This window comes from Gammaproteobacteria bacterium, from assembly GCA_013151035.1.
Taxonomy (GTDB): Bacteria; Pseudomonadota; Gammaproteobacteria; order JAADJB01; family JAADJB01; genus JAADJB01.
In genome coordinates, this window is record JAADJB010000015.1 from 15072 (window position 1) to 40771 (window position 25700).

The 25700-nt window shown below is 45.9% G+C and carries 20 protein-coding genes and 1 tRNA gene; 6 read left to right on the forward strand and 15 right to left on the reverse strand.

Annotated features, from left to right (window positions below; all coding sequences use genetic code 11):
- Nucleotides 1-3: 3 nt before the first annotated feature.
- Nucleotides 4-1353 carry a polynucleotide adenylyltransferase PcnB gene (gene pcnB / locus GXP22_03375; protein NOX08522.1) on the reverse strand — a complete coding sequence of 450 codons (1350 nt, stop codon included), beginning with the start codon at nt 1351-1353 and terminating at the stop codon, nt 4-6.
- Between the two features lie 87 nt (nt 1354-1440).
- Between pcnB and GXP22_03380 the strand changes: the two genes are divergently transcribed.
- A tRNA-Glu gene (locus GXP22_03380) sits at nt 1441-1516 on the forward strand.
- A gap of 187 nt (nt 1517-1703) precedes the next feature.
- Nucleotides 1704-2141 (forward strand): RDD family protein, encoded by a 438-nt coding sequence (locus GXP22_03385; GenBank protein NOX08523.1) that lies wholly within the window; start codon nt 1704-1706, stop codon nt 2139-2141.
- Between the two features lie 56 nt (nt 2142-2197).
- Here GXP22_03385 and GXP22_03390 read toward each other — a convergent pair whose 3' ends face one another.
- Nucleotides 2198-4039 carry an EAL domain-containing protein gene (locus tag GXP22_03390; protein ID NOX08524.1) on the reverse strand — a complete coding sequence of 614 codons (1842 nt, stop codon included), beginning with the start codon at nt 4037-4039 and terminating at the stop codon, nt 2198-2200.
- Between the two features lie 139 nt (nt 4040-4178).
- Nucleotides 4179-4577: a hypothetical protein gene (locus GXP22_03395; protein ID NOX08525.1), complete on the reverse strand. Its 399-nt coding sequence runs from the start codon at nt 4575-4577 to the stop codon at nt 4179-4181.
- Between the two features lie 145 nt (nt 4578-4722).
- Here GXP22_03395 and GXP22_03400 point away from each other — a divergent pair, with 145 nt between their 5' ends.
- Nucleotides 4723-5613, forward strand: a complete 891-nt coding sequence (locus GXP22_03400; GenBank protein ID NOX08526.1) for an HDOD domain-containing protein — start codon at nt 4723-4725, stop codon at nt 5611-5613.
- A gap of 8 nt (nt 5614-5621) precedes the next feature.
- On the opposite strand, the gene lptG is transcribed toward GXP22_03400, so the two are convergent.
- Both lptG and lptF read right to left on the reverse strand, forming a co-directional pair.
- A complete protein-coding gene (gene lptG, locus GXP22_03405; protein ID NOX08527.1) occupies nt 5622-6686 on the reverse strand; it encodes an LPS export ABC transporter permease LptG in 1065 nt (354 codons plus the stop codon).
- The gene (gene lptF / locus GXP22_03410) at nt 6683-7786 is read right to left on the reverse strand and encodes an LPS export ABC transporter permease LptF (protein NOX08528.1); all 1104 of its coding nucleotides are present in this window, start codon (nt 7784-7786) and stop codon (nt 6683-6685) included. The genes lptG and lptF overlap by 4 nt, the downstream gene beginning before the upstream one ends.
- Before the next feature lie 82 nt (nt 7787-7868).
- On the opposite strand from lptF, the gene GXP22_03415 reads away from it, so the two are divergent.
- The 3 genes from GXP22_03415 (at nt 7869) to GXP22_03425 (ending at nt 12769) form a co-directional block, all read left to right on the forward strand.
- Entirely contained in the window at nt 7869-9371 is a 1503-nt protein-coding gene (locus GXP22_03415; GenBank protein ID NOX08529.1) for a leucyl aminopeptidase, read from the forward strand.
- A 4-nt stretch (nt 9372-9375) separates the two neighbouring features.
- Nucleotides 9376-9807 (forward strand): DNA polymerase III subunit chi, encoded by a 432-nt coding sequence (locus GXP22_03420; protein ID NOX08530.1) that lies wholly within the window; start codon nt 9376-9378, stop codon nt 9805-9807.
- Nucleotides 9808-10003: 196 nt separating this feature from the next.
- Nucleotides 10004-12769, forward strand: a complete 2766-nt coding sequence (locus GXP22_03425) for a valine--tRNA ligase (GenBank protein NOX08531.1) — start codon at nt 10004-10006, stop codon at nt 12767-12769.
- Nucleotides 12770-12839: 70 nt separating this feature from the next.
- On the opposite strand, the gene GXP22_03430 is transcribed toward GXP22_03425, so the two are convergent.
- The 10 genes from GXP22_03430 to GXP22_03475 all read right to left on the reverse strand — a co-directional run bounded on the left by GXP22_03430 (nt 12840) and on the right by GXP22_03475 (nt 25698).
- Nucleotides 12840-14711 carry a tetratricopeptide repeat protein gene (locus GXP22_03430; protein NOX08532.1) on the reverse strand — a complete coding sequence of 624 codons (1872 nt, stop codon included), beginning with the start codon at nt 14709-14711 and terminating at the stop codon, nt 12840-12842.
- Between the two features lie 52 nt (nt 14712-14763).
- Complete coding sequence (locus GXP22_03435) at nt 14764-16968, reverse strand: tetratricopeptide repeat protein (GenBank protein ID NOX08533.1); 2205 nt, start codon at nt 16966-16968, stop codon at nt 14764-14766.
- An 81-nt stretch (nt 16969-17049) separates the two neighbouring features.
- Nucleotides 17050-17373, reverse strand: a complete 324-nt coding sequence (locus tag GXP22_03440; protein ID NOX08534.1) for a flagellar protein FliT — start codon at nt 17371-17373, stop codon at nt 17050-17052.
- Entirely contained in the window at nt 17373-17810 is a 438-nt protein-coding gene (gene fliS / locus GXP22_03445; protein NOX08535.1) for a flagellar export chaperone FliS, read from the reverse strand. Before fliS ends, GXP22_03440 begins: the two co-directional genes overlap by 1 nt.
- Before the next feature lie 27 nt (nt 17811-17837).
- Nucleotides 17838-19880 (reverse strand): flagellar filament capping protein FliD, encoded by a 2043-nt coding sequence (gene fliD, locus GXP22_03450; GenBank protein ID NOX08536.1) that lies wholly within the window; start codon nt 19878-19880, stop codon nt 17838-17840.
- A gap of 87 nt (nt 19881-19967) precedes the next feature.
- Nucleotides 19968-20393 (reverse strand): flagellar protein FlaG, encoded by a 426-nt coding sequence (locus GXP22_03455; protein ID NOX08537.1) that lies wholly within the window; start codon nt 20391-20393, stop codon nt 19968-19970.
- A gap of 69 nt (nt 20394-20462) precedes the next feature.
- Nucleotides 20463-21920 (reverse strand): flagellin, encoded by a 1458-nt coding sequence (locus GXP22_03460; protein ID NOX08538.1) that lies wholly within the window; start codon nt 21918-21920, stop codon nt 20463-20465.
- Between the two features lie 212 nt (nt 21921-22132).
- Nucleotides 22133-23374 (reverse strand): flagellar hook-associated protein 3, encoded by a 1242-nt coding sequence (gene flgL, locus GXP22_03465; protein ID NOX08539.1) that lies wholly within the window; start codon nt 23372-23374, stop codon nt 22133-22135.
- 3 nt (nt 23375-23377) lie between these two features.
- A complete protein-coding gene (gene flgK, locus GXP22_03470) occupies nt 23378-25276 on the reverse strand; it encodes a flagellar hook-associated protein FlgK (protein ID NOX08540.1) in 1899 nt (632 codons plus the stop codon).
- Nucleotides 25273-25698 (reverse strand): hypothetical protein, encoded by a 426-nt coding sequence (locus tag GXP22_03475; protein ID NOX08541.1) that lies wholly within the window; start codon nt 25696-25698, stop codon nt 25273-25275. The genes flgK and GXP22_03475 overlap by 4 nt, the downstream gene beginning before the upstream one ends.
- Nucleotides 25699-25700 lie beyond the last annotated feature (2 nt).

The following is a 25700-nucleotide window of genomic DNA, read 5'->3' on the forward strand; positions in this document are numbered from 1 at the left end:
GCCTCAAGCACTTTGAGCCTTTTTACGCCGTCTACGCCGTTTTTTTGAGTTCACCTGCGGCTGTTGAACCTGCTGAATAAAACTCTCCCGATCATTCTTGTCCAGGGTCTGAATCTCAGTCCACCAGTCACACAATGACTTATCAACCTCTCCAGCAACTTCACGCAACAAAAGAAAATCATACGCCGCGCGGAAACGAGGATGCGTCAACAAGCGCAAAGGACGTTTTCCCGCACGTTGTTCAAAACGATGTTGTAAAGACCATATCTCACGCATCGGTAAACTGAAACGCTTGGGCAGAGAGGTTACTCGAACCTGTTCACGCACAATCTCACTGGAGGCAATCTGCATTACCCGTGTCGAGCTCACCACCTCATCACCCGTATCTCGCGTCATCACCTCTTGCATGCGAATCTGCATGGGATGCCATAACAAGGCAGCATATAAAAAAGCCGGGGTGACGGGTTTGCCTTGCTGAATACGCGAATCGGTATTCTTTAATGCCTGAATCAACATTCTATCGGGAAAGTGTTCAACCTCAAGTGCCAGCGATTCATCTGTCATTGGAAACAGGTATTTAAACAGATCGTAATGGCGCAATAATTCAAAGGTCTCTAATGCCGCACCCGACATAAATAATTTCAGCACCTCTTCAAAGATCCGCGCACTTGGTATCTCTCGCAACAAGGCACCCATCTGCGGGATAGCCCGCTCAGATTCCGGGTCAATACGGAAACCCAGCTTGGCAGCAAAACGTATCGCACGCAGCATACGAACAGCATCTTCACGATAACGTTCTTCAGTATCACCAATTAATCTTAGTAGCCCATCCTTGATATCCTGCATGCCACCGACATAATCAATAATCGAATAATCCTTGATATCATAATAGAGCGCATTAATCGTAAAATCCCGCCGCCAGACATCATCATCAATAGAGCCATAGACGTTATCCCTGAGAATACGTCCCGCCTCCATTTTTTGTTCGTCTTCATTATTATTGCTGTCATCATGTGGCGCTCTGAAAGTTGCTACCTCAATAACCTCACGACCATAAATCACATGCGCCAGACGAAACCTGCGCCCGATCAAACGACAATTACGAAATAAATCCCGCACCTGCTCGGGTGAGGCATCAGTGGCAATATCAAAATCTTTGGGTTCTCGACCCAGGATCAAATCACGCACCCCACCACCCACCAGACAGGCCTGAAAGCCAGCGGAATCGAGGCGATAAAGAACCTTCAACGCATTGGGGCTGATATTTTTACGGGAAACAGAATGCTCTGAACGGGATAAAAAGACCGGATCAGCGCGATTTTTTATACTATTGCCTTTACTGGCTACCGACATCAAGGAACCTTAACTTGCTCATTGGAAACTTGAAGGTATAATAACACCCCTTCAATAGTGTTGCAGGTTAAGATGCATTGAAACACTGCTCCCTTCGTCTAGTGGCCCAGGACCCTGGCCTCTCACGCCGGTAACAGGGGTTCGAGTCCCCTAGGGAGCACCAATTTTGTAACTCTTTATTATAATGACTCAATACAGCCACTCCATTAACTCAAGAGACAGGAATTATTCCTCTCTAACAGAGACCGTTGCCCGCATGGACGCGGGCATCGAGCCTACATGGATGTATTCACGGCGTGTCTCTGTTAGAGAGGCGTGATTCCTGTCTCGAACTCGCAGAGCCCACGCTTATGAGTAAAACCACACCCACCGATACCATTCAAACTGCTGGCCTATTCCCACGACTGGCCGCCATGGTCTACGATGCCTTTCTATTACTGGCGACCTTATTCCTCGCCGCAGCACTGGTATTACCCCTGGCAGAAGATGGTGCCATTTCTGCTGGTAACCCACTCTTTACCAGCTACCTGTTTATCGTGTGTTTTTTCTTTAATGCCTGGTTCTGGACGCGTTGTGGTCAAACCCTAGGGATGCGCACATGGAAGATTCGCATAGAAAGCGTAAACGGTGGCCCCATCAGCTGGTGGCAGGCACTACTACGATTCCTGATTTCACTGGTTTCAATCGCCTTTCTCGGACTGGGTTATTTCTGGATATTGATTGATAAAAAAAATCGAAGCTGGCACGATATTTATTCTGAGACTCGAATCGTTAAGGTCAGTTCATAAAGAAAGGGGACAGACCTTAGGTCTGCCCCCTTTCTTTTCGGTTTGTATTCCGAATATTAATTTTTTTCAGTCAGGAAGTTAAATACGGGATTATCCAGCGTTGAAACTATCGACTCTACATTAACCTCAGCCAGCGAGGCCTGTGGTTTGCCAACATGGAAGCCCTGCACATAATCCACACCATAACCCCTCAACAATTCCAGCACTTCCTGATTCTCAACATATTCGGCAACGGTCTTTTTACCCAGGCTACGTGCAATATCAATCATTGCCTTGACTAACACTTGATCCGTCTGATCATTCACCAGATTAATAATAAAGGTGCCATCTATCTTCAGATAATCAACCGGGAAGTTCTTAATGTAATTGAATGAATTAAAACCGGCACCAAAATCATCCAGGGCAAAATTACAGCCCAGAGCACGCAAACGTGCGACCATCTCACGGGTTTCAACAAAATTGGCAATCGCTGCCGTCTCGGTGATTTCAAAGATCAATCTTGCCGGATTCACCCACAACATTTCCAGCTTTTGCTTAACCAATGGCAACAAGGAACTATCCTGGAAGGCATGCCCGGACAAATTGACATTGAAAGAAATATCAGACTGTTCCGGTGGTAGAGAGGCGAGAATATCAATCGCATTTTCAACCACCCATAGATCAATATTGTGAATCAGCCCCATACGTTCTGCCACCGGGATGAATTCATCCGGCATATAGGTCTCGCCATCTTCACCACGCATACGCAACAGACACTCATAGCGTCTGACCTTGTTATCCTTCAGACTAACAACCGGTTGAAATACCAGAAATAAATCATCATTAGCCAATGCAGCACGTATACGAGGCACCCATTGCACATCGGTGCGGAGCGTATGCACCTCAATATCACTAGCACTGTATTTATGAACCATATTGCGACCATGTTTTTTGGCGACAAAACTGGCCTGATCTGCACGCGCCAGAATTTCACTGGAACACACATTCTCATTCGGCTCGATCATTGCCACACCAATACTGGCACTGACATGACAACCATCGGCATCGCCTTCGATACCACTTTGATCCAGATTTTTTCTAATTCGGTTAGCGGTTTCAAGCGCCTGTTCTGCAGTCAGGTTTTCAAGCAGAATAGCGAATTCATCAGAACCCGTACGCGCAATAATCTCACTCTTTTTAACTGACTTTCTCAATAAATTAGCCACCGCACCAAGCATACGATCACCCGCTTCATGACCCTGGGTATCATTAATTAGCTTGAATTGATCCAAATCGAGATAAAGCAAGGCACTGGTACGTTTGAAATTACGCGTACGAATAATAGATAGATCCAGAGATTGTTCCAGTCGACGACGATTAAACAACCCCGTCATATCATCATGCGCCACCAGATATTGCAGACGCGCTTCCATCACCTTACGTTCGGCTAATTCGGTATTCAACTCATCCTCGTGCTGATGACATAACACCCGCTCAGATTGAAGATTGAGCGTCAGTAATACGCGTGGAATAATTTCGATACTGCGAACAGGGTTAAAAACGATATCCACCGCACCTGATTCATACGCCTTACGAGCGGTTTCTTCATTCCACCAACCTTCACCCGCTGCAAGAACCATTACCATCATCTCAGCACTGGAACCACCCAAACCATTCTGCTGACAAAAGGTGTAGATATCAAAATCCTGTAATGAATCACTCGCCAGAACAAGATCAATCTTCCGGGCTGCCCCACGATTACTTTGTTGCAAACTCGCCAATAATTCCTGTCCACCCGCAGCGACATCAACATGACGAAAACCACCATCGGTCAGCATGGCTTTCAAATCCACGGCATAAGCCTGGTCTTCTTCAACAATCAGGATCTGTTTCTGACGCAGTTCAGTAATATCTGGCATTAAGCCCCCTAATCAAGCGAAATAAGCTTAGTTTTATATTTTTAATTTAAAAACATTTTATATTTCATGTAGATTAAGACTATTCCTCATGCAAAGTCAACAACTTTTGTGTTGATTAGTATTCACACTAACTATCACATTAACTGGCTCCATCACCGCCACCTGCTCCTGCTCCGCCTGCTGGCGGCACTGTTAGCACTGCTGGTTTTTTCGTTTTAGCGTATCCAGCACTAACCGAAACCCCCTTTTGTAGAAAATCCCAGCTTACAATACCGGCAGAATTATTCCCCTGATAACCCACACCAGCGTCCAGCCCGAATTGGTTATCCTGTTTGAAAGGGAAATAAGTGGCTCCCGCAGACGCCGCAAAGCGATCTCTTTTATTGGTACTCGTTACTTTTGTAGTAAAGCCAAGCCCTTCAACACCTTTAGCGTCAAAATTAAATGTAACCCCCACAAAAACTCCTGCCTGAGCTTGATTAAAGGCACCCATTAATGACAGCGCAATAACACTTCCAGGTAATATGTTTTTTTTCATAGTTATTTTCCTTAATTTGACAAATTCATGCATCCCCTTCTATCTTTTCAAAGAAAGAGGATTTATATGTTTTTTAATATACAAGGCAACATGGGGTCACGCAACCCTAAGCGACATAAAAGAAAAATTACATTATACTCAACACATGCTTATAACACCGCGTGAATTATTGTACGGAGATATTGACCTGCCTTCCCTGCCGGAAGTTTTTATCAAATCATCCGAATTACTGGATAATCCCCGTAGTAATGCGAATGATATTGGTGAGGTTGTCGCAACTGACCCCTCATTAACCACGCGTCTGTTAAAGTTGGTCAACAGTTCTTTTTATGGTTTTGCTGCCAAGATCGACACCATCCCACGCGCGATTAGCCTGGTTGGCACACGAGAACTCAGAGAACTCATTCTTGCCACCTGTGCTGTTGAGGCCTTCTCGGGCTTACCTAACGAACTCATGAGCATGAATACCTTTTGGCGACAGAGCGTCCGTTGCGCCCTTATCGCCCGAATATTGGCTAACCAAACGCATAAGGATCTAAGCGAGTCTATGTTCAGCGCGGGTCTATTGCACAACATTGGTAGCCTGATCTTATATAACCGCCTGCCAGAACTCGCACGCGAGGCCTTGTCACAGGCTGCATTCCAGAATAGTCCACTGGATCAGGCTGAGCGCAATATTATTGGCTGCGATCATGCTATGGTCGGAGCTGAGTTAATGAAGTTATGGAACCTGCCGGAGATCCTGCAGGAAACCACACGTTATCATCATAACCCCGAAGCGGCACAACAATATCCCTTACAGACAGTAATTATCCAGATTGCCAATCGCATCATTGAGCTTGAGGAATCCAACCAAGACATTACCCTGCTGCTGCCTCCCAGTGCCCCTTTATGGAAAAGAATCGGGCTATCCATCCCGGTATTACAGGAAACACTGCAACAGGTGGATGAACAATTCGATGATGTATTACATCTAATTTATAAACCAGGGAAAGAGGATCATACTGCGGTAAATAAGCACCACTTTAGTGCTTAATAATAGAGCTATGCCGCACGTCTAAGCATCCAGATACCAATCAGCATAAAGACAAGCGAAGGGAAAAAGGCACTCACTATCGGGTTCACACCTGAGACCTGACTGATATGACTAATCATCTGGCTAAAGACATAAAAGAAGACCCCGACCAACACACCGACCAGAATTCTCTGCCCAACCCCGACACTACGCAACGGCCCAAACACGAAGGGAACGGCCAAAAACAACATCACCATGCCGGAAAAAGGCATTACCATACGGTTCCAGAATGCCAGCTGATAGCTTTTTGAATCCAGGTTATTCTTATCCATATAGATAATATAGGCCCATAAATCTCGCGCAGAAAGGTAGTCCGGATCCCGTGCCAGCATATTGAGTAACACGGGATTCAACAAACTATCCCATAACACCTTGTCCTGTTTACTAATGTGAATACCCGAATCAGACAAGGCACTAAACTTAACGTCCTCCAGTATCCACTGCCCTTCGTCATAGGAAACATGCGCTGCCTGAGTGACCATCGTCAACTTATGTTGATCATCAAACTCATAAACATAGACATCTTCCAGGTGCCCGTCTAAACCCAGATTCCTTATATTCACAAAACGTTTATCATCCTTCACCCAGATACCATGATCACTTTGATAGGCAATCTGCTGTGACTGTGCCTGCGCCTTATTCTCACGCGCCAACTGTTCCGAGAAGGGTGCCAACCACTCACCGACAACCGCAACCAGGATAAACATCAATAACCCGGCCTGTAACACCGAACGCACAATCCTTGCTATTGATACACCGGATGCACGCAAGACAACCAATTCATTACTACTGACCATTGAACCTAAAGCGAGCAGACTACCCAACAAAGCTGACATCGAAAATAGATCAATCGCCCTGCGGGGTATTGTCAACAACACATATTGCACAGCATACCAGCCCGAATACAAACCTTGCCCAATATCCCTGAACTCCTTAACCAGCGCAAAAAAGACATCAATCGCCAGTAACACCAACAAGACTAATAAGGTATTAATCAGGATACGCAGACCAATATAGCGATCAAAGATCATCATCTTTGCCCCCTCCTGTACAGCTTTCTGAACAGACCATAGGCATTAAACTCCTTCCACAGCCCATAACCCAGTAACAATGGAAAAAGATGCACCCACCACAATCCCAACCAACTTGAAACCATGCCCTTCTCTAACCAGATACGCGCCGATCCTAATAAATTGTAGTACACAATAAACACCATTATCGCAACAAACAAACGTCCATAGCGTCCATCTCTTGGTCGCACACGTGCCAACGGTACCGCTAAAAATGCCAGCACAATAATGGCAACCGGCATGGATAAACGCCACTGCAACTCAGCCCCGTCAGCCAGACGATCTGAGTGCCAAAGATCCATTGAGGCAATCGTATCGGTTTTATTTTTTGTTCCCCTGGCTCCACCGGGCAACTCAATCTTGATGGCATAGCTGGAAAAAGACATCACCCGATAACCATCCTGACCTAAATCTCCCTGAAAACGATAACCTTGTTCCATCAATAAATAATCGGCATCATTACCTTCCTCATGCCACATACGTGCCTGATCCGCTGTAATCAACTCAATTCTTCCCTGGCTGCTGTTCTCAACAAAAAGATTTTTCATATGCTGACCATCAGCAGACATGGCGCCAACAAAGAAAACCATACGGCCACCATTTAACTCATGAAAACGTCCGGCAGTAATCCCCTTTATATTCATGGATTTTTCTGCCTGAATACGCTGACCTTTCTCAATAATGGCTGTTTTTGGGGCGAGATACAGCGTCATCCAGGCAACTAATAATGCTGCTAACAGGCTCATATATAAGATAGGACGATAGATTTCACGCATACCGACCCCACAAGCCGATAGTGCGATTATTTCACTATCTTTATACAAACGACCCAGCGCCAGCAATATCCCTAAAAAAAGAGACAGCGGTAGCAATGCGGAAAGGTAGGTAACTGACTTTAACGCAATCAACAAAAACACCGCATCTATCGGGATTTGACCCGCAGCCGCCTCGGCAAAATAACCCGCTAGACGATTACTGACCACAATCAGCCAAAGCACAAGGGTTACCATAAACCAGCTTTGCAATACTTCTTTCAGTAGATAACGATTAATAATACGATTCATTTGTGAATTTTATCCGTTTTTGGATATGAAAACAGCTCATTAATCAAGTAAACTACCTTATCCATCGAATCAGGAGTATTTTATGCAATTTAGTGTCAAGAGTGGCAACCCGGAAAAACAACGTACTGGATGTGTGGTTATCGGCGTATGTGAACCCCGTAAACTGAGCGATGATGCCAAAACCATCGACCACTTATGCAATGGTCTGTTAAGCGGCATTCTACGACGTGGCGACATGGAGGGGACAGCAGGAAAAACCATGCTGATACCCGCCCCGGCAAATAGTCCTTTTGATCGCATTCTACTAGTAGGTTGCGGCAAAGAAAGAGACCTTGACTCGACACGATACAAGATGATCCTCGCCAACACTGCCAAGGCATTAGATGAATCCGGCACTAATGATGCGATGAGTTATCTAGCTAACATGAATATCAAGGACTGTTCACACTACTGGAAGATCCGGGAATGTGTCACGTCGACGCAAGCGACCTTGTACCGCCCTGATGCACTAAAAAGCGAGAAGGCCCCGGCAAAACGTCCATTAACACGTCTGAACATCAATGTCCCCGGACGACGTGAACTCAAAACAGGTGAACGCGCCATCCAGGATGGGATCGCCATTGCCAATGGCATCGAACAGGCAAGGATTCTGGGCGATCTTCCAGGCAATATCTGTACGCCACGTTATCTGGCAAGCCAGGCACAAAAACTGCAAAAGAGTCACAAGAAACTCAAGTTGGACATCCTGGATGAAGCAGCAATGAAAAAGCTGGGCATGAACTCCCTACTATCCGTCTCCCAGGGCAGCAAACAACCGGGCAGACTGATTGTCATGAATTATCAGGGTGGCAATAAAAAAGATCGACCGATCGTTCTAGTTGGCAAGGGTGTGACCTTTGACTCTGGCGGTGTATCAATCAAACCATCCGCTGCTATGGATGAGATGAAATATGATATGTGTGGTGCCGCCAGTGTATTAGGCACCATGCAGACCTGCCTGGAACTGCACTTACCTATTAATCTTATCGGTATCATACCCAGCGTAGAAAACATGCCGGGTAGCAGTGCTACTCGCCCAGGTGACATTGTCACTAGCATGTCGGGGCAGACCATCGAGATTCTCAATACCGATGCCGAAGGTCGCCTGATCTTGTGTGATGCCTTGACCTATAGCGAACGATTTAATCCCAAGACCGTCATTGATATCGCCACCCTGACTGGTGCCTGTGTCATTGCGTTAGGCAGCCATGCAACAGGCCTGCTGAGTAATAATCAACACCTCGCTGATGATCTATTAAAGGCCGGCACAAGCACCGGAGATCGTGCCTGGCAGATGCCATTGTGGGAAGATTACCAACCACAACTGGATAGCAATTTTGCCGACATGGCGAACATTGGTGGCCGCGAGGCAGGCACTATTACAGCGGCTTGTTTCCTCTCCCGTTTCACCAAAAAAATGCACTGGGCACATCTTGATATTGCCGGTACCGCATGGAAAGGCGGCAAAGAAAAAGGCGCAACAGGTCGTCCGGTCTCCCTGCTGGTTCAGTATCTAATGAACAAGGCTGGACACAAGGCTCAATAATCGAATGACCCGTGTCAGTTTCTACATCCTGAATGACGACTCCAACCGGAGTCGTTCACTCTTTATCTGCCGTCTGGCACAAAAGGCCTACCGTAGTGGTGCTAATATTTATATCCATACCGCTTCAGCCGAACAGTCCAGTGATCTTGATACCCTGCTATGGACCTTTAATCGAGTGTCCTTTATCCCTCATGCGCGTACCGATCAAGATGAAGAACAACATGGCGAGAGTGTGTTGCTCGGTCATCAACAGGCACCTGAATCAAGCCATGATATTCTCATCAACCTCAGCCCACAGGTACCCTTGTTTTTTAGCCGCTTTGAGCGCGTGATGGAGGTTATCAATCAAGACGAAAGCACCAAGGAGGATGGTCGAGAACGCTATCGTTTCTACAAGGAACGCGGCTATGAACTGGAATCACACACCATCAAATAACACCTAAATATACAACTTACCACCGTCAAACTACCCGGTAGGGTGCGCACTGCGCACCAAAATTAATGGTGCGTGATACGCACCCTACCATTTATCCAGAGACCCTTGTTCAAAAACCACTACGAAGCACCCACACCCTACGTTATAATAATCTCTAATACACCATTACCCCCATTACAGAGATTAAATACATCGCATGGAAAAAACCTACAACCCGCAAAACATCGAACAAAACTGGTACAAGACCTGGGAGGATGCGGGTTATTTTAAGGCCGGCGGTGATGGCGCACCCTATTGCATTATGATCCCACCACCGAATGTCACCGGTAGCCTGCACATGGGACATGCCTTCCAGGATACCCTGATGGATGCACTCACCCGTTATCACCGTATGCGTGGTGATGACACCTTGTGGCAGGCTGGCTCTGATCATGCTGGTATCGCTACCCAGATGGTAGTCGAACGACAGCTCAATGCCGATGGTAAGACCCGCCATGACCTTGGACGTGAGGCATTCATCAAAAAGATCTGGGCCTGGAAAGAAGAATCCGGCGGTACCATCACCCAACAACTACGCCGTATGGGTTCATCACTGGACTGGTCGCGTGAACGCTTCACTATGGATGAAGGTCTCTCCACCTCGGTGCGTGAGGTCTTTGTGCAACTGCACAAGGAAGGTCTGATCTATCGTGGCAAGCGTCTGGTTAACTGGGATCCGGTACTACACACTGCGGTCTCTGACCTGGAGGTGGTTTCACAGGAAGAGACCGGACACCTGTGGCACATGCGTTATCCACTCACCGATGGCAGTGGACATCTGGTGGTTGCCACCACCCGCCCCGAGACCATGCTGGGTGATTCAGCGGTAGCCGTTCACCCGGATGATGAACGCTATCAACACCTGATCGGCAAGACCATCACGCTACCCCTGGTTGGACGCGAGATCCCGATTATCGCTGATGATTATGTTGAAATGGACTTTGGCACCGGCTGCGTTAAGATCACCCCGGCGCATGATTTTAATGATTATGAGATGGGTAAACGTCACGACCTGCCGATGTATAACATCCTCACGATTGATGCCTGTATCAACGATGAGGCACCAAAGAAATATCGCGGTCTGGATCGCTACGAGGCACGCGATATGATCGTGCATGATCTGGATGAGATTGAGTTACTGGAAAAGATCGACGACCACAAACTCATGGTGCCTCGTGGTGATCGTTCCGGTGTTGTGATCGAACCCTACCTGACTGACCAGTGGTATGTAAAGGTTGCACCGTTGGCTGAACCCGCCATCAAGGCGGTTGAGGATGGCAGTATTCGCTTTGTGCCGGACAACTGGAAGAACACCTATTTTGAATGGATGAACAACATCCAGGACTGGTGTATCTCACGTCAAATCTGGTGGGGACATCGCATACCCGCCTGGTACGACAATGAGGGCAATATCTATGTGGGTCGCTCTGAGGCAGAGGTGCGGGAGGAAAACAATCTCGGTGATATCGAACTGAGGCAGGATGATGATGTGCTCGATACCTGGTTCTCATCTGCACTATGGCCCTTCTCCACCCTGGGTTGGCCGGAAAAGACCCCGGAACTGGATCAATACTACCCCAACAGTGTGTTAGTCACCGGCTTTGACATTATCTTCTTCTGGGTTGCTCGCATGATAATGATGGGCATCAAGTTCATGGGTGAGGTGCCCTTCAAGGAGGTCTATATTCATGGTCTGGTACGTGATTCCCAGGGTCAGAAGATGTCCAAGTCCAAGGGCAACGTGCTCGACCCCATCGACCTCATTGACGGCATTGAACTGGACACGCTGATTGAAAAAAGAACCCAGGGTCTGATGCAACCCAAGATGGCAAAGAACATTGAGAAGTCCACAAAAAAGGATTTCCCTGATGGCATCGCCGCCTTTGGTACCGATGCCCTGCGCTTCACCTTTGCCGCCCAGGCATCAACCGGACGCGACATCAATTTTGACCTGGGACGTATTGAGGGCTATCGAAATTTCTGTAATAAACTATGGAATGCTGCCCGCTTCGTATTGATGAATACCGAGGGTGAGGATTGCGGTATTAATGGCGGCGATAGCATCAAACTCAATCAAGCGGATCAGTGGATTATCTCCCGGCTACAGACCTGCATTAGCCAGGTTGAAAAATCCATTAACGAATATCGCTTTGACCGTGTTGCCAATGCCATCTACGAGTTCACCTGGAATGAATACTGTGACTGGTACCTGGAACTGGCTAAAACCACACTGGGCGATAGCGCAAGCAGTGATGAAGAGAAGCGTGGCACCCGCCAGACACTGGTTCGAGTACTAGAGACCCTGCTGCGCCTGGCACATCCGATCATGCCCTTCATTACCGAGGAAATCTGGCAACGCATCGCACCACTGGCCGGTATCAAGGCCGATAGTATTATGCAGCAATCTTACCCATTGGCTAATCAAAACCTGATCAACTCCGATGCCATCAATACCATTGAATGGATAATGAGCTTTGTTGTCGGTATCCGCAAGATTCGTAGCAGCATGGATATTGCCCCCGGAAAACCCCTGCCCGTGTTATTAGCCAACGCCTCCAAACAGGATCAGCAACGAGTAGATAGCTATCGCTCACAATTAAGCGCACTGGCAAGACTGGCATCTATCACCCTGCTTGAGGATGAACAAGGCGCACCGGAATCGGCAACAGCACTGGTCAATGGCATGAAGATCCTGATCCCCATGTCTGGCCTGATCAACAAGGAAGATGAATTAAAACGTCTTGATCGCGAGATCAATAAGCTACAAAAGATCATGCAACGCAGTGCTCAGAAACTCGCCAACCCGAATTTCATTGACAAGGCACCTGCTGCGATTATCGACAAGGAAAAGGGCAAACTGGACGAGCAAGGACTGGCTCTGGGAAAATTGCAGGAGCAGAGGGAACGTATTGAGCAGATGTAAATAGATCTAGTTGGTGCGTAATACGCACCCTACCGCGCCGTCATCCTCGCGCAAATAACAAACACTCATTTCAAACCTTCTGACACCAGCGTTGCCACATCTCTCTGAAGGCTTGTTCTATATCGTGAGCAAAGCGTTCGCCGTCACAAAGTGAGGATTGCAGCATATTCTGACGGAGTTTTTGACGAATTGTAGCGAGTGTATCGATATCCTGTGCCAGCATAACAGCCTTGGTGATATAGTCTTCATTGTCTTTTGCTATCCATGTTGCAAGCCCCACCTGTTGCATAAAGTCAGCACTGACACGACTAGCATGCTGTTGACCATATTGACAGATTACAGGAACGCCCATATACAGGCTTTCACAGGTAGTCGTAGCTCCATTATAAGGAAAGGTATCAAGCGCAATATCAATGCGGTTATATAGTTCCATATGGTCAATCATAGATGCTGTCCAGGCAATCAACTCAATGCGATCATTACTAATCCCATGTTGGGCAAAGCCTTGGGTAAAGGTAGCGTGTACCCGGTCATCACGCAGAGCCTTATTTTTCAGGATTAGACGACTATCAGGTACAGCTTGTAACAAGGCCGACCAGGCAGCGATAACTTCATCGGTCACCTTGGCAAGATTATTAAAGGAACCAAAGGTGATGCATTGATTTTTGATGTTAGGTAGCTCACCAACATTCGGGTAATCGGGATGCGGTTGATAACATGAAAAGGCAGTAGGCAGACGCACGAGTTGTTCACTATGAGGGTTATTATCATCCTCGGGATCGACATAGGCATCGGTGATACGATAATCCATACGTTGCATACCGGTAGTATTAGGGTAACCAAGCCAGGTAACCTGTACGGGTGCTGGTTGATAAGCGAAGGTCAACAGATTATTGCCTGCCGTATGACCGGCGAGATCAACCAGGATATCAATCTTATCCTGTTGGATCAGTCGAGCAATCGAGACATCATCCTGCCCATAAATATTACGCCAGTGATTGGCATAGCCGCGTAATTTGGCACTAACCTTGTCCTCACATTTCACATTGGCATAACAAAAACTCTCTACATGATTTCGGTTATGATGTTGTAACAGAGGTTCGAGGAAGAAGGCTACAGAGTGTGCGCATAGGTCTGGAGAGATATAAGCAATTCGTAGCACCTTGTCGGAATCGGCATGTTGTCTGTCATGTTCAATCGCGGTTATCCCCGCACAGTATTTTTGATCCCATTGCTGATGGGCCGCCAAGCTTGCTTGAGCATCGTAATCAGCATGGTAATTAAGACAAAACAATCGATTACTATGAATAACATGATAACCAGGCTGCATATTGAGTGCCTGTTGATAGTAGTCCTCAGATTCTTTCAGGCGACCCTGTGTCATGCACAGATTGCCTAGGTTATTCGCAGCCATAGCATGTTGCGGATTAAATTTCAGGGTGTTTTTGTAACTCTGTTCAGCATCCCTCGTACGTCCCGCATCAGCGAGGGCAATGGCAAGGTTAAAATGCCCACTGTCAAACCCGGGATTGAGGTGTACAGCGGTTGCAAGATTATCAATTGCCTCTTCATATCGTCCAAGTTGATGCAAGGCACTACCCATATCATGGTATGCCATAGCAATTTGGGGATGGAGTTGCAGGGTCTTCTGGTAGCTTTGTATCGCCTCTTGATATTTCTTCTGGTTGAGTTGAGCAAGACCCAGGTTGTACCACGCTATAGGGTTATTACCTTGTAACTCAATCGCCTTAAAAAAATATCTCTCGGAATGAACAAAATCACCCATTTGACAATAAATGCCTCCCAGCATTACCCAAGCTTCATCATCTGATGGGTTAGCTTCACAAAAGGCACTACATTCTTTTTGCGCTTGAGGAAATTGCTGACTCTGGATCAGCCCCATGATCTGTTGTTTTGTAACTCCAGATGTGGAATGCTTCATATTGAATACCATAGTTCATTAAGTATCCCCGTCTGCGCGAAGATAATAGCAATCAAACTTTCTGACACCAGAAGTTATACATGCTAACAAAGGTCTCTGGATAATGCTGTTCATAGGTATGCCAGCAATCCAGATCAAGCAAAGAGACCTCATCCGGGAAATGTTCAACGAATCTTCTTTTATGCAAATTCTCATGGAAGGTAAAACCAAGAAAACGGAGACCCAGTTCTTCCAACGTTGATTTGATTTCCGGGATAGTATAACGATGTTCCTGAACATGAAACAACAGATCTCTGCAATCACTCAGACTATAAAAATCCTTTCTATTTGTCAAAAATGCGACAATCGCATTCTCACTTGAGAAGATTTCCTGCCGCATAGATCGAATATCATCCGCTTCAGAACCAATCTCATATTCACTAATAATTGCACGTCCTGCAACAATATCCTGTCGGGCTAACTCACTATACAGACCAATACGCATCAAACCCTGGTCTTCCAACAATCCCACCAATATCCTGAATCCAGCCATGGGATTCTTCATATGATGTAACACACCAATACTCTCAATCACATGAAATCGCTCTTCAAGCTGCCCGAGATCAAGAATATCACTTTGCATAAATTCAATATTCGAAACACTTAACTTATTTGCCATACGCTTCGCATAGGCCAGACTACTCTTGCTCAGGTCAACCGCAACAATCCTGGAATTGGAATATGCCAGCTTTGAAACCATGATAGGATGTTTACCGGTACCACAGCCTGCAACCAGGATATTTTTAGGCTGGTCAATAAAATCAGGAGGGGAAAACTGTGAAAGTTGATTCCTTAAAACCATGGAAAGATTCATTTCATTTTTTTCTTCAAGATACATCCAGCGAGGATAAGGGTTTTCTTCATACTGCGCCTGAACCTCGGAGGAAACCTTATCCTTGATTGGGATCAAGGTTCTGATTCCATCTCGCAACTTATTCTCTTCATCGGCATCATATAAATTACATTGTAAGACACCGTGTAAAACACCTGACCATACATCACGGGAGATCAATAATAATGCTTCTCGATTATTTAACGTCCATAGGGATTCATACATAGAAAACAATAAGGTGCTTATCTCTAGATCCGGAGTTACCTTTACTGAACAACCCAGAGACTCAATGGTATGACGCAAAACTTTTAGTCGCTCTGCCTCTTCAACACTCACATCCAATACATATTCATTGTTGATACACTGTTGTGAGATCGCAGCCATTAATGGCAAGCTCTGATTTAACGCAACCCGCTCGGTATCAAGTAACAAGTGTTTACGAACCAGGGTAAGAAACACCTCAGTAGCCTTATCGGTATTAATCACCTTAATCAGGAATTCCAGCAGCAACTCATCCTGAGACAAGACCTCTACGTCCATGTTACATCGATCCATTTTTAAATAATCTCTGTATCCATACTTTAAGGACATTAATGAACTAATGGGTCTGGCAAGACTCTGATATTCCACCCCATCAAGCCTCATGCAAAGTAAAAAATCTTCCTCTAAAGCATCGGTATATTCATCAACTTGTAAATTTTCTACCAACCCCATCCAGTTCTTACGTGCTGTAACTAACTCAGGTTCAATCTTTATTGCCTTTTGATAACAATCCAGTGCCAATTGTTGCTTACCCTGTATAGACAAGATATCACCTAACCCCATCAGAGCTGCAGGAAATAAAGGCTCTATCTTTAACGCGGTTAGAAGAGAGGCCATTGCCAATTCATTTTGACAACTAATCGTATACATAAAACCCAGATTAGTATGTGCAACCACATGATCCGGCTTCAATTCTATTGCCCGTTGAAAGCCTTGTACGGCCTCAGCATATCGCCCTGTTTTTTTATAAAGAGCAGCTAGATCGTTGTAGGCATCGGCATTATCCGGGGTCAATTCAAGCAAACACTTGTAGTTTGACTCAGCATCAATATAAGCATCTATATCTCGATAACAATCCGCAAGCAACTTATAATATTTGGCATCGTGTGGATTGATGACAACGGCCTTCTCGACTACTTTAATCGCAGCCTTGTCCTGTTTTCTTTGATGATAAATAAAACCCAACAACACCATAGCCAAATCAGAATTGGAATGCCTGGAAAGTATCTTGGTTATTTTTTTTTCTGCACCCAACAGATCACCCTGATTAATCATGGCCTCCGCCTTTTGCAGGGATTGATCTAATTTGTAGGAATTACCTTTTTTATTATTTTTTTTAAGCATTTTATACTTGATTGCCCCGTTAACTAATCATTCCTGCCAAATCAAAAAACCATTGATCCCCGCATACGTGAGGATGACGATTTAATAAGCATTTGATCGATAGGCATTACTTACCTGAACATTTTTTTGCAGAGCGATAATATTATCTGAGGCCTCTTTTTTTACAACACTACCCCTATCAATCAAACCACGATCAAGTTGCAATATCTTTTTTATACAATCGATCATATCGGGTAATGCCACGCTGTTATTATTTTTCTGATTAAAGGCCTGTTCAATCAAGGCTCTTCTCTCCTGCTCCTTGCTAATAACATCATCCCACTGATCATTCTCCGCCGCCCGCAACATCTCCTCACTTAATTGCAAGGCAGAAACCAGTAAAGATGCATTATCAGAAGACATCATTATCTATTCTGTTCTTCAACCTGAAGCGCATTATGTCTCAGCTTCACATCCTCAGGTATTGCCTCCCAGGCACCTTTAACCTCGTTAAGCAGGGATGAGACCTCATCCAGGATAAGGGGGTTATTCTCGACATTTGCCTCAACCAATCTTCGACCCATATAGTCATAAAGATCATTCAGATTATTGGCAATCTCACCGCCCTGCTCCTGATCTAGACTCAGACGCAGACCATCAATAATCGATATTGCCCAACTAATATTGGCACCCTTGTTGGCAATATCCGAACGTTCCATATAACCCTTTGCCACCGATATCTTATCCAACGCACCATCGAGTAGCATCTGAATCAAACGATGCGCATCTGCTTGGGCAACACCACTCTGCGCACCTACCTGCTGATACATCTTTGCTGCGCCACTTAGATTGGAATAACTCATTTTTCATTCCTCTTTATCAAAATTTATTTATTTTCTACCAATAAAACTCTCAAGACTCACCAACTGTTGGCTAAGCAGTGAACTTGTCCCCTGCAATTGACTCAATAATGCATCCATTGCACTGAATTTAGCCATATATCTTGCCTCAAGAGCCGTAATCCTGCTATCCAGCTCGGTTCGTTGCACCGTTACGCCATCAATTCGACCTTGCAAGCCTTCCATCTTCAGATCCAGAATTCCATTGGTCTTCAACAAGGAATCCATCAAGGTGTTGAGCTGATCAGCATAACCGCGGGTAAAATTAGTCGAACCCCTGGCACCTGTAGTGCCCCCATTAATCAACAACTTTAGACCTTCTGATGCCGAACCCACTGCGCCGGTCAGGAACTGCCCGGCACCAGCTGCCGTCACCCCATTAATGGTGCCCACCACATCCTTACCATCACCACCCACAGTGGAACCAATAGAGAAACCAAGATCAGCGGCCATATTGGTATCCACTGACTGAAAATCAATCAAGGAGGCGGCACCATAACGATTTGAGGTAATCACCAGACGATTATTGGCATTGTCGTAATCAACACTTACTGCCACACTCTGTGCCAGCAATTTACTATCCGCATTAATTTGTGACTGCACCTCGGCTGCCAGATTAGCACCACTGCTATAGGCGGCATTCGTCAGCTTAATTGCATCAGAAACAACCCCATCAATCTTGACCGTAAAGGTATCATTATTAGCATCAATAGTTAACGGGCTTGTCGCAAGGTCAGCGGCTAACACCCCTGCCCCATTATAATAACCCTTACTTGCCATCACACTGACATTAATATCATAAAGACCAACCTCGGTCTTATCATTAGAACTAATATACTGTACCAGCGCATCGGTTGACTGACCCATAGCAGCAAACAGAGGGGCAACCTCACTAAAATTATTATCCAGTGCCGTCTGCAACTTGGCACCATCGTAATTTAATAGACCATTGGTACTGTTTAGAGTGATACCAATATCGGACAAGGTGGTCAAGGTACCGCTAACACCCTCAATCAGATTCGAGGTGATATTCCTGATCTGCGAGCTGATACCCCGTACCATTGCATCACCCATCAAAATCGAACCTTCACCCTTATCGACATCAAACTCGGTTAATGCATTAACAGCGCCCATCAGGCTATTAAAAGATGCCACATAGGACTCTACATTGGTCTTGACAGCCGCCTTATCCAGACTAACTGATACATTAGATGACCCTGTTGTCTTCAGATTCAGTGTCAGACCATTAACAGCATCTGTAATGACATTACTGGCACGACTCAAGGTCAAACCATCGATAGTCACACTGGCATCGACTGCCTTGACGGTTGAGCTGATATTATTCTTGGTTGCTGCGCTAAAGACTAATTGAGAGAGACCGGTATTATCAGTGTTGTCCGCAGGCGTTCCCGTACCTTCATCAACCGTTACCTCCATACCATACTTCACACCATCCTGTGAGGACAGCACCAGCTTATAGCCCTGATCATCATTAATAATATTAGCCGTCACCCCTTGGTTAGCGGCATTAATGCTATCTCTAATCCCCTGCAGGCTGGAGTTATTATTATCAATGGTAAAACTAACCGCAGCGGCATCAGGATTAACGGTAAAACTAGTCTCAGCCGCATTATAGGAACCAAAACGAACCGTCAGCGTACCGGTACCCACGGTATCGGTGGTCGCGGTAAAGGCACCTGAGGCGAGCTTATGGGTTAGCGCAAGATTATTGACCGTAACATTGTAATTACCTGGTGTTGCCACCACACTACTGGTCACGTCTAATACGGTAGTATCACTGGATGTTGTTGTACGAGCCTGGAAGGATGAACTCTGGGAAAGGGTCTTTAACGCCCCCTGAAAATCAGATAGGCTGCTTTTCAATATGCCAAAGGAGGAGAGTTTTGCTTGATATTCGGTTTCACGCACATCCAGACGAATATCCGTGGGTTGACGTTCAGCCGCAATCAGCTGTGAGACCAGACCATTGATATCTAGTCCTGAACCCAAACCCGCTGAAGATATGTTCGACATTTATTTACTCGATACTTCACCTGTCAATGTCAGGATCAACATTGACTTTACTTAATAATAGTCTAACTTATGCAAGGTGTATGCCAATCACGCCTGTACTTGCAGTATTAAACCATCATTCTTGTTCGATGCGATCTGTTCTTCCAATGAACGCGCAATATTCAAAACCTCTTCTGAAGGGATTTGCCGAATTAACTCATCGGTCTCCCGATCAACAACTCGCACTATCGTCCTCCCCGTATCATCATCCACACTAAAATAGACATTACGCTGGATGTTCTGAACAAAATCATTAAGATCAGAAACTGCCTGACTTAACTGTTTTTTCTGACTTTCAGCACTCACTTCTTCATCAACAGACTTAGCGACTGGCATGGCATTGCCGTTATTCACGGCTCCGGATTGCCGCGCCGTATCAACTACTCCCTTACCTTCAGAGGGAGCAACCGTCTTACGAGATGGCGAAGTCAGTTGTTGCTGACTCATCACGTATGTTGTTTGCTCTATGCTCATGGGATACTCCATATAAAAGCAGATTAATAATATCCGGGGGGATCACCCCCCGAATAGATAGACTGCTTATTACTGCAATAACGACAGTGCGTTCTGCGGTGTGGAGTTAGCCTGAGCCAACATGGCCGTACCTGCCTGTTGCAAAATCTGGGCACGAGTCAATGCAGCGGTCTCAGCTGCAAAGTCAGCATCCTGGATTCGACTACGAGCAGCGGACAGATTCTCTGCAATAGTCTGCACCGAGGCAACGGTAGAACTCAGACGATTCTGAATAGCACCCAGACCCGCACGCGTGGTACTGACGGTAGCCAGTGCCGCATCAATACGACTCACAGCCGTATTTGCATTTGCAGCCGAGGTTACATCTGTATTGGTCAAACTACCATTATCCAATGCAATCGCTGTACCCGCCATACCAATAATTGCATTACCCGAATTAATCGCAATCGCACTACTGGATGTCAACGTAATGGTACCCTTGTTAGTAAAGTCAGCAGAAGCAAGGGTTGCCGCAGTCGCAGCACCACCCGCCGTCAAAACACCAGTTAATACTGCAGCATTACTGGCTCCTTGTGCAATAGTAATATCACGACCATCTACTGAACTTAAAGACACAAAACCAGAAACCACCGCAGCAGTCACACCACTAGCACCACTATTCAGATTAATCTGATCAACCATCTCAGTTGATGTAAGACCATTACCTGCTGTCAGAGACTCCGTTGCATAAATAGCAACCGAGTTAATCGTCAGATCGTAGGTATAGGTAGACGTACCGCCATTATCGACGGCATTACCACCCGTCAGTGCAGTTGCGGCAACTGTTGCAGCCCCTGCCGAGGCGATCACATCACCCAAGCCCGAGCCATTGATTGCAATCGCCTTGGAATAAGCACTACTCGCCGTCTGTCCATTAGCAGAACCCGCAACCGATGTAGTAATATAGGTTGAATTAATCTGAGCATTGCTACCATTACTGGCATTGGTATCAACCGTACCGGTCTCAGTCGCAATCGCACCTAATTGAGTAGTCCGTGCGCCCGAGATAGTCACACCAATCGTCTGATTGGCATCAGCGCCCACCTGGAAGGCCTGTGATGTGAAACTACCATCCAGCAACTTAACATTATTGAATGAGGTGGTTGAAGACACACGCTCGATCTCGGAGATCAGTGCCTGTACCTCAAGATCCAGTGCCGCACGATCACTACCACTATTGGTAGCATTAGCGGATTGTAACGCCAACTCACGGATACGTTGCAGGTTATTGGTTACCTCAGCGAGTGCGCCCTCAGCCGTCTGTGCCAGCGAGATACCATCGTTGGCATTTCGAGTTGCCTGATTAAAACCACGAATCTGCGATGTCATTCGTTCGGAAATTGCCAGACCCGCAGCATCATCCTTAGCGGAGTTGATTCGAAGACCAGAGGATAAACGTTCGAGGGAGGTTGCAAGAGAGGTTTGTGATTTACTTAAATTACGCTGCGCATTGAGCGAAGATATATTCGTGTTTACAAATTGAGCCATTTTAAATCTCCTTATCTTTATATATCAATAAGATACATAAAGAATCAGGTTAATATTCAGCGGATATGCTTGGGAAAACTCCTAGCATTCACCGCTCCCGACGTGCGTAACGGCACGACTTAATAATTCTTTACTGTTTTTTTTATAAAAATGTGACTTATTTATCATAAAAAACTTATCTACATGATAAATATAGGATTAATTTTTATTAATTAACGTAAATAATTAAATAAAGATAGACCTTGAATACGGATATAAGACTGTTGAGCCGCCTGCAAGGATATCATTCGTTGGTTCATCTCACTGACAACCTTAGCAAAATCAACGTCTTGCAATGAGGACATCACCTCTCTATAATTAAGCAAGGCATCCTCATTAATGTTCTCCTGCATATCAACCGCACCCATGCGTGAACCCACCTGACCGCGAAATTCCAGCAGATTATCCATCGCCTGATCAAGATCCTCAATACTATTGCTGACCTGGCCATACATCTGTGAAAAATTAGTCGGAGTCACTGGGTTACTCTCAAGCGCAGTAATCAGGTTTTGCACCGTGGCAAATACACTTTGATTGGTACTTGTCGCAACAGTAAAGGTATCACCGTCTACCGGTGTTCCGGTGATACTCAGATCAACCCCATTAAATTGTATGCTCTGCCCCGCGACAAAATCCGGCGCATCATCAACAGGGTCATTTGGTAATGCTGGAATCAACTGCCCGGAGCTGGCACCATCAACACGATACGCCAATGCTCCGCTACTATTGGTCACCATAGTAATAGTAATATCATCAGGTGTATAGGTACCATAATCGATCACACTACCGATACCAATAACCCCGGTACCTGTGTTCGCGGTATTTGCTTTGGTTACAAATTGACCATTACCATTACGAATATTCATCAACACCGCATCACCGGAATCACCCGCAACAATCTGCCGCTCTTCTGAAACCTGCAAGAAACGCTGTCCTTGATCGCCGTTATAACTCACCAGCGCATTGCTACCGACCGAGAAAGGCTGCGTTTGTGAGCTATAACCGGAAAAGAGGTAATTACCATCACTATCTTTACTATTTGCCAGTGAGACCAGATCCTCGCGTAATGAGCGCAGTTCCTGGGCAATGGTTGCCCGGTCAGAGGATGAGAGGGTTGCGTTATTAGCGCTCAGAGCCAGTTCGCGTACTCGTTGCAGGTTATTACCCATGCCTTCCAGTATGGTCTCTTCATAAGATAGACGCGAATTAACGTAACCAATATTACGCTGAAATTGTTCGGTCGACTGTATCCTTTCTTCAAACTGTAAAACTCTGGCACTGGACAAAGGGTCTTCCGAGGGATTCAGGATACGTTGCCCCGAGGATAATTGTTGCTGAATCCTCGATAACTCCACCTGATTCTTTTGAATCGCTGAGACACCTTGGTTATTCAATGCGGCTGTCGAGATTCTCATAGTCTACCTCCGTGCCATACTCAGAATCGTCTGGAACAATGTATCGGATATGGATACCACCTGTGCCGCCGCTTGATACGCCTGTTGAAAACGCACCAGATCAGCTGCTTCTTCATCCAGGTTAACACCGGATACCGCACTACGCGCCTCCTGAGCTCGATCCAGCATAGCCGTTTGTGCCTCTTTAGCCAACTGTGACAAACGTGTCTTTGAACCAATATCAGCCAACATGGATGAATAGGCACCACCAATACTGTTAAGACCATTATCCAGCATACGTGTATTTTGCAATGCAGCTAGCGATAACATATTCCGATTATCGCCGGTACCGCCGGTATTGTTCTGCACGGTAAAGGTATCACCCGCTGCCGGGACTCCACTAATAGTCACCTGCCAACCATTCTGGCTAATCACACCCGAGGCAGGAAGGGCCTGATTAGCCCCCCCATTAATGGTATAGGTCGTGGCATTGGAAAAAAGTATATTCGCAGTTGTTAATACATTAGCGTTTGCAATATCAGTAATCGCACCCGAAGAGATACCGGCATTGCTGGTATTAGCACTAGCAGAAGATGTTCGTATCGGGACAGCGGCCGCAATCTCTCTGACATCACGCAGTGCAACCGAGATATTCGTTGCGGCATTACGTGTTGGACGAATCAGGAAACTATCTCCGGCACGAATATCAGTACCACCCGCCAGCGATATGGAAAAACCATCCGTCGTCGTCACATCAATAGGCAAACCAGCAGAGCTTGTTACCACTGAACTATCGGATAAACGCGTCAGTGTATACAGACTACCGTTATAATCCAGACGATAATCGCTCACCGTCAACATATCAGTATCGGTAATACTTATCCCCAGATCATAACTGCCTTTATTATTGATATTGGATATCGCAACTCCGGCATCAACCCCCGAGAAAAAATTACTACCAATAACCCCATCCAGCGACATACCATCGGCATGTTGTGCATTAAAGGCAGCTCCCAGCACCGTTGCCATCCGCCCCAGGGCATTATAGGAGGGATCCAGCACCTCATTTTTAAACCGCAACAGACCTGCCATGCTACCACCGCTAATCTGACTAGTGATTGAGGATGTGCTGACACCATTATCAAAAACAATATCGACACCCGAGGTATCAAAGGCATCATCACTCACACCGAGGAGATTGGAGCGGTCACCCACCACCAGTCCCTGACCACTACCAACAAACACATTAACCGAACCATCCGCCTGTTCCAGAATACGAACCGATACACTTTCCGATATTCGTTCAATCAATAAATCCCGCTGATCAATCAGATCATTAGGTAAATTATCACTGGCAAGCCCGAATGAAGAGGATATTTGTTTGTTTAATTGCGCAACCGATTCAGCATAGATATTAATATCATTAACCGCACTGCTTATCGCTAACTTAACATCTTCCTTCAAGCCCTGCATATAGGAATCAAGACTATTAAAGCGGTTCACTAGACCTTCTGCATCCGACATCATCACATAACGTTCGGATAAGGTCGATGGATTATTAGAGACCGCCTGTACTGAATTAAAAAAAGAATTCAATGCCCCGTTCATACCAATACTGGCATCGGATAGTGAATCACTCACCCTGGATGCAAAGGCATTATAGGCACTATATTCTGCACTCGAAGAGATGTTAACACGCACTTCCTTAACCAGGTAATCATCGTATACCCGCTCAATCGAATCAACACCCACACCTCTGCCAACATAACCGGCACCAGTGTACTGCGAAGGCAAGGTCGTTAACCTGACCTGCTGTCGACTATAACCCTCAGTATTAACGTTACTGATGTTATTACCCGTGGTGGACAATGCCGACTGGAATGCCTTAAGCCCCGTTAAACCTGTACCCAGTAAATCACTCATTGCCCAACACCCGATTTATCTGTATTAAGTAAAAACTCAGTAGCTGGTGGAGTATCTTTAGCAACAGTTTGATAGGCCGTCACAGCATCGGTACGTCCCTGATTAGTAATACCGGAAAAACGACCACTCAATTGGTTGACCAGCATATCTGAAATACCAATACCCTTACCACTGGTAAACTCCATCGAGATCTGTTTATCAAACATCCCTTGATAAAGTTTACTTTGATCATTATCGAACAGCCCACCCTTTTCAGTGGCATCACGCATACTCTTTAACATCATCTGCACAAACATTGCCTCAAACTGATCGGCAACCTCACGCACAGCCTCTGGATCATTATCACGCACCCTACCACGCAGTTCCGTCAAACTATTAAAGTCTGTATAAACCGCTGGTGATGTATTAATGGGTGATGACATAG

Coding starts and splice junctions, on each gene's coding strand:
- GXP22_03455 (NOX08537.1), bottom strand. CDS start 20,393: ATGAGCATAGAGCAAACAACATACGTGATGAGTCAGCAACAACTGACT.
- GXP22_03460 (NOX08538.1), bottom strand. CDS start 21,920: ATGGCTCAATTTGTAAACACGAATATATCTTCGCTCAATGCGCAGCGT.
- GXP22_03390 (NOX08524.1), bottom strand. CDS start 4,039: ATGCCAGATATTACTGAACTGCGTCAGAAACAGATCCTGATTGTTGAA.
- GXP22_03435 (NOX08533.1), bottom strand. CDS start 16,968: ATGCTTAAAAAAAATAATAAAAAAGGTAATTCCTACAAATTAGATCAA.
- GXP22_03400 (NOX08526.1), top strand. CDS start 4,723: ATGCTTATAACACCGCGTGAATTATTGTACGGAGATATTGACCTGCCT.
- fliS (NOX08535.1), bottom strand. CDS start 17,810: ATGAGTTATTCCAATCTAAGTGGCGCAGCAAAGATGTATCAGCAGGTA.
- GXP22_03415 (NOX08529.1), top strand. CDS start 7,869: ATGCAATTTAGTGTCAAGAGTGGCAACCCGGAAAAACAACGTACTGGA.
- lptG (NOX08527.1), bottom strand. CDS start 6,686: ATGATGATCTTTGATCGCTATATTGGTCTGCGTATCCTGATTAATACC.
- GXP22_03425 (NOX08531.1), top strand. CDS start 10,004: ATGGAAAAAACCTACAACCCGCAAAACATCGAACAAAACTGGTACAAG.
- flgK (NOX08540.1), bottom strand. CDS start 25,276: ATGAGTGATTTACTGGGTACAGGTTTAACGGGGCTTAAGGCATTCCAG.
- pcnB (NOX08522.1), bottom strand. CDS start 1,353: ATGTCGGTAGCCAGTAAAGGCAATAGTATAAAAAATCGCGCTGATCCG.
- lptF (NOX08528.1), bottom strand. CDS start 7,786: ATGAATCGTATTATTAATCGTTATCTACTGAAAGAAGTATTGCAAAGC.
- GXP22_03475 (NOX08541.1), bottom strand. CDS start 25,698: ATGTCATCACCCATTAATACATCACCAGCGGTTTATACAGACTTTAAT.
- GXP22_03385 (NOX08523.1), top strand. CDS start 1,704: ATGAGTAAAACCACACCCACCGATACCATTCAAACTGCTGGCCTATTC.
- flgL (NOX08539.1), bottom strand. CDS start 23,374: ATGAGAATCTCGACAGCCGCATTGAATAACCAAGGTGTCTCAGCGATT.
- GXP22_03420 (NOX08530.1), top strand. CDS start 9,376: ATGACCCGTGTCAGTTTCTACATCCTGAATGACGACTCCAACCGGAGT.
- GXP22_03395 (NOX08525.1), bottom strand. CDS start 4,577: ATGAAAAAAAACATATTACCTGGAAGTGTTATTGCGCTGTCATTAATG.
- fliD (NOX08536.1), bottom strand. CDS start 19,880: ATGTCGAACATATCTTCAGCGGGTTTGGGTTCAGGACTAGATATCAAT.
- GXP22_03440 (NOX08534.1), bottom strand. CDS start 17,373: ATGATGTCTTCTGATAATGCATCTTTACTGGTTTCTGCCTTGCAATTA.
- GXP22_03430 (NOX08532.1), bottom strand. CDS start 14,711: ATGAAGCATTCCACATCTGGAGTTACAAAACAACAGATCATGGGGCTG.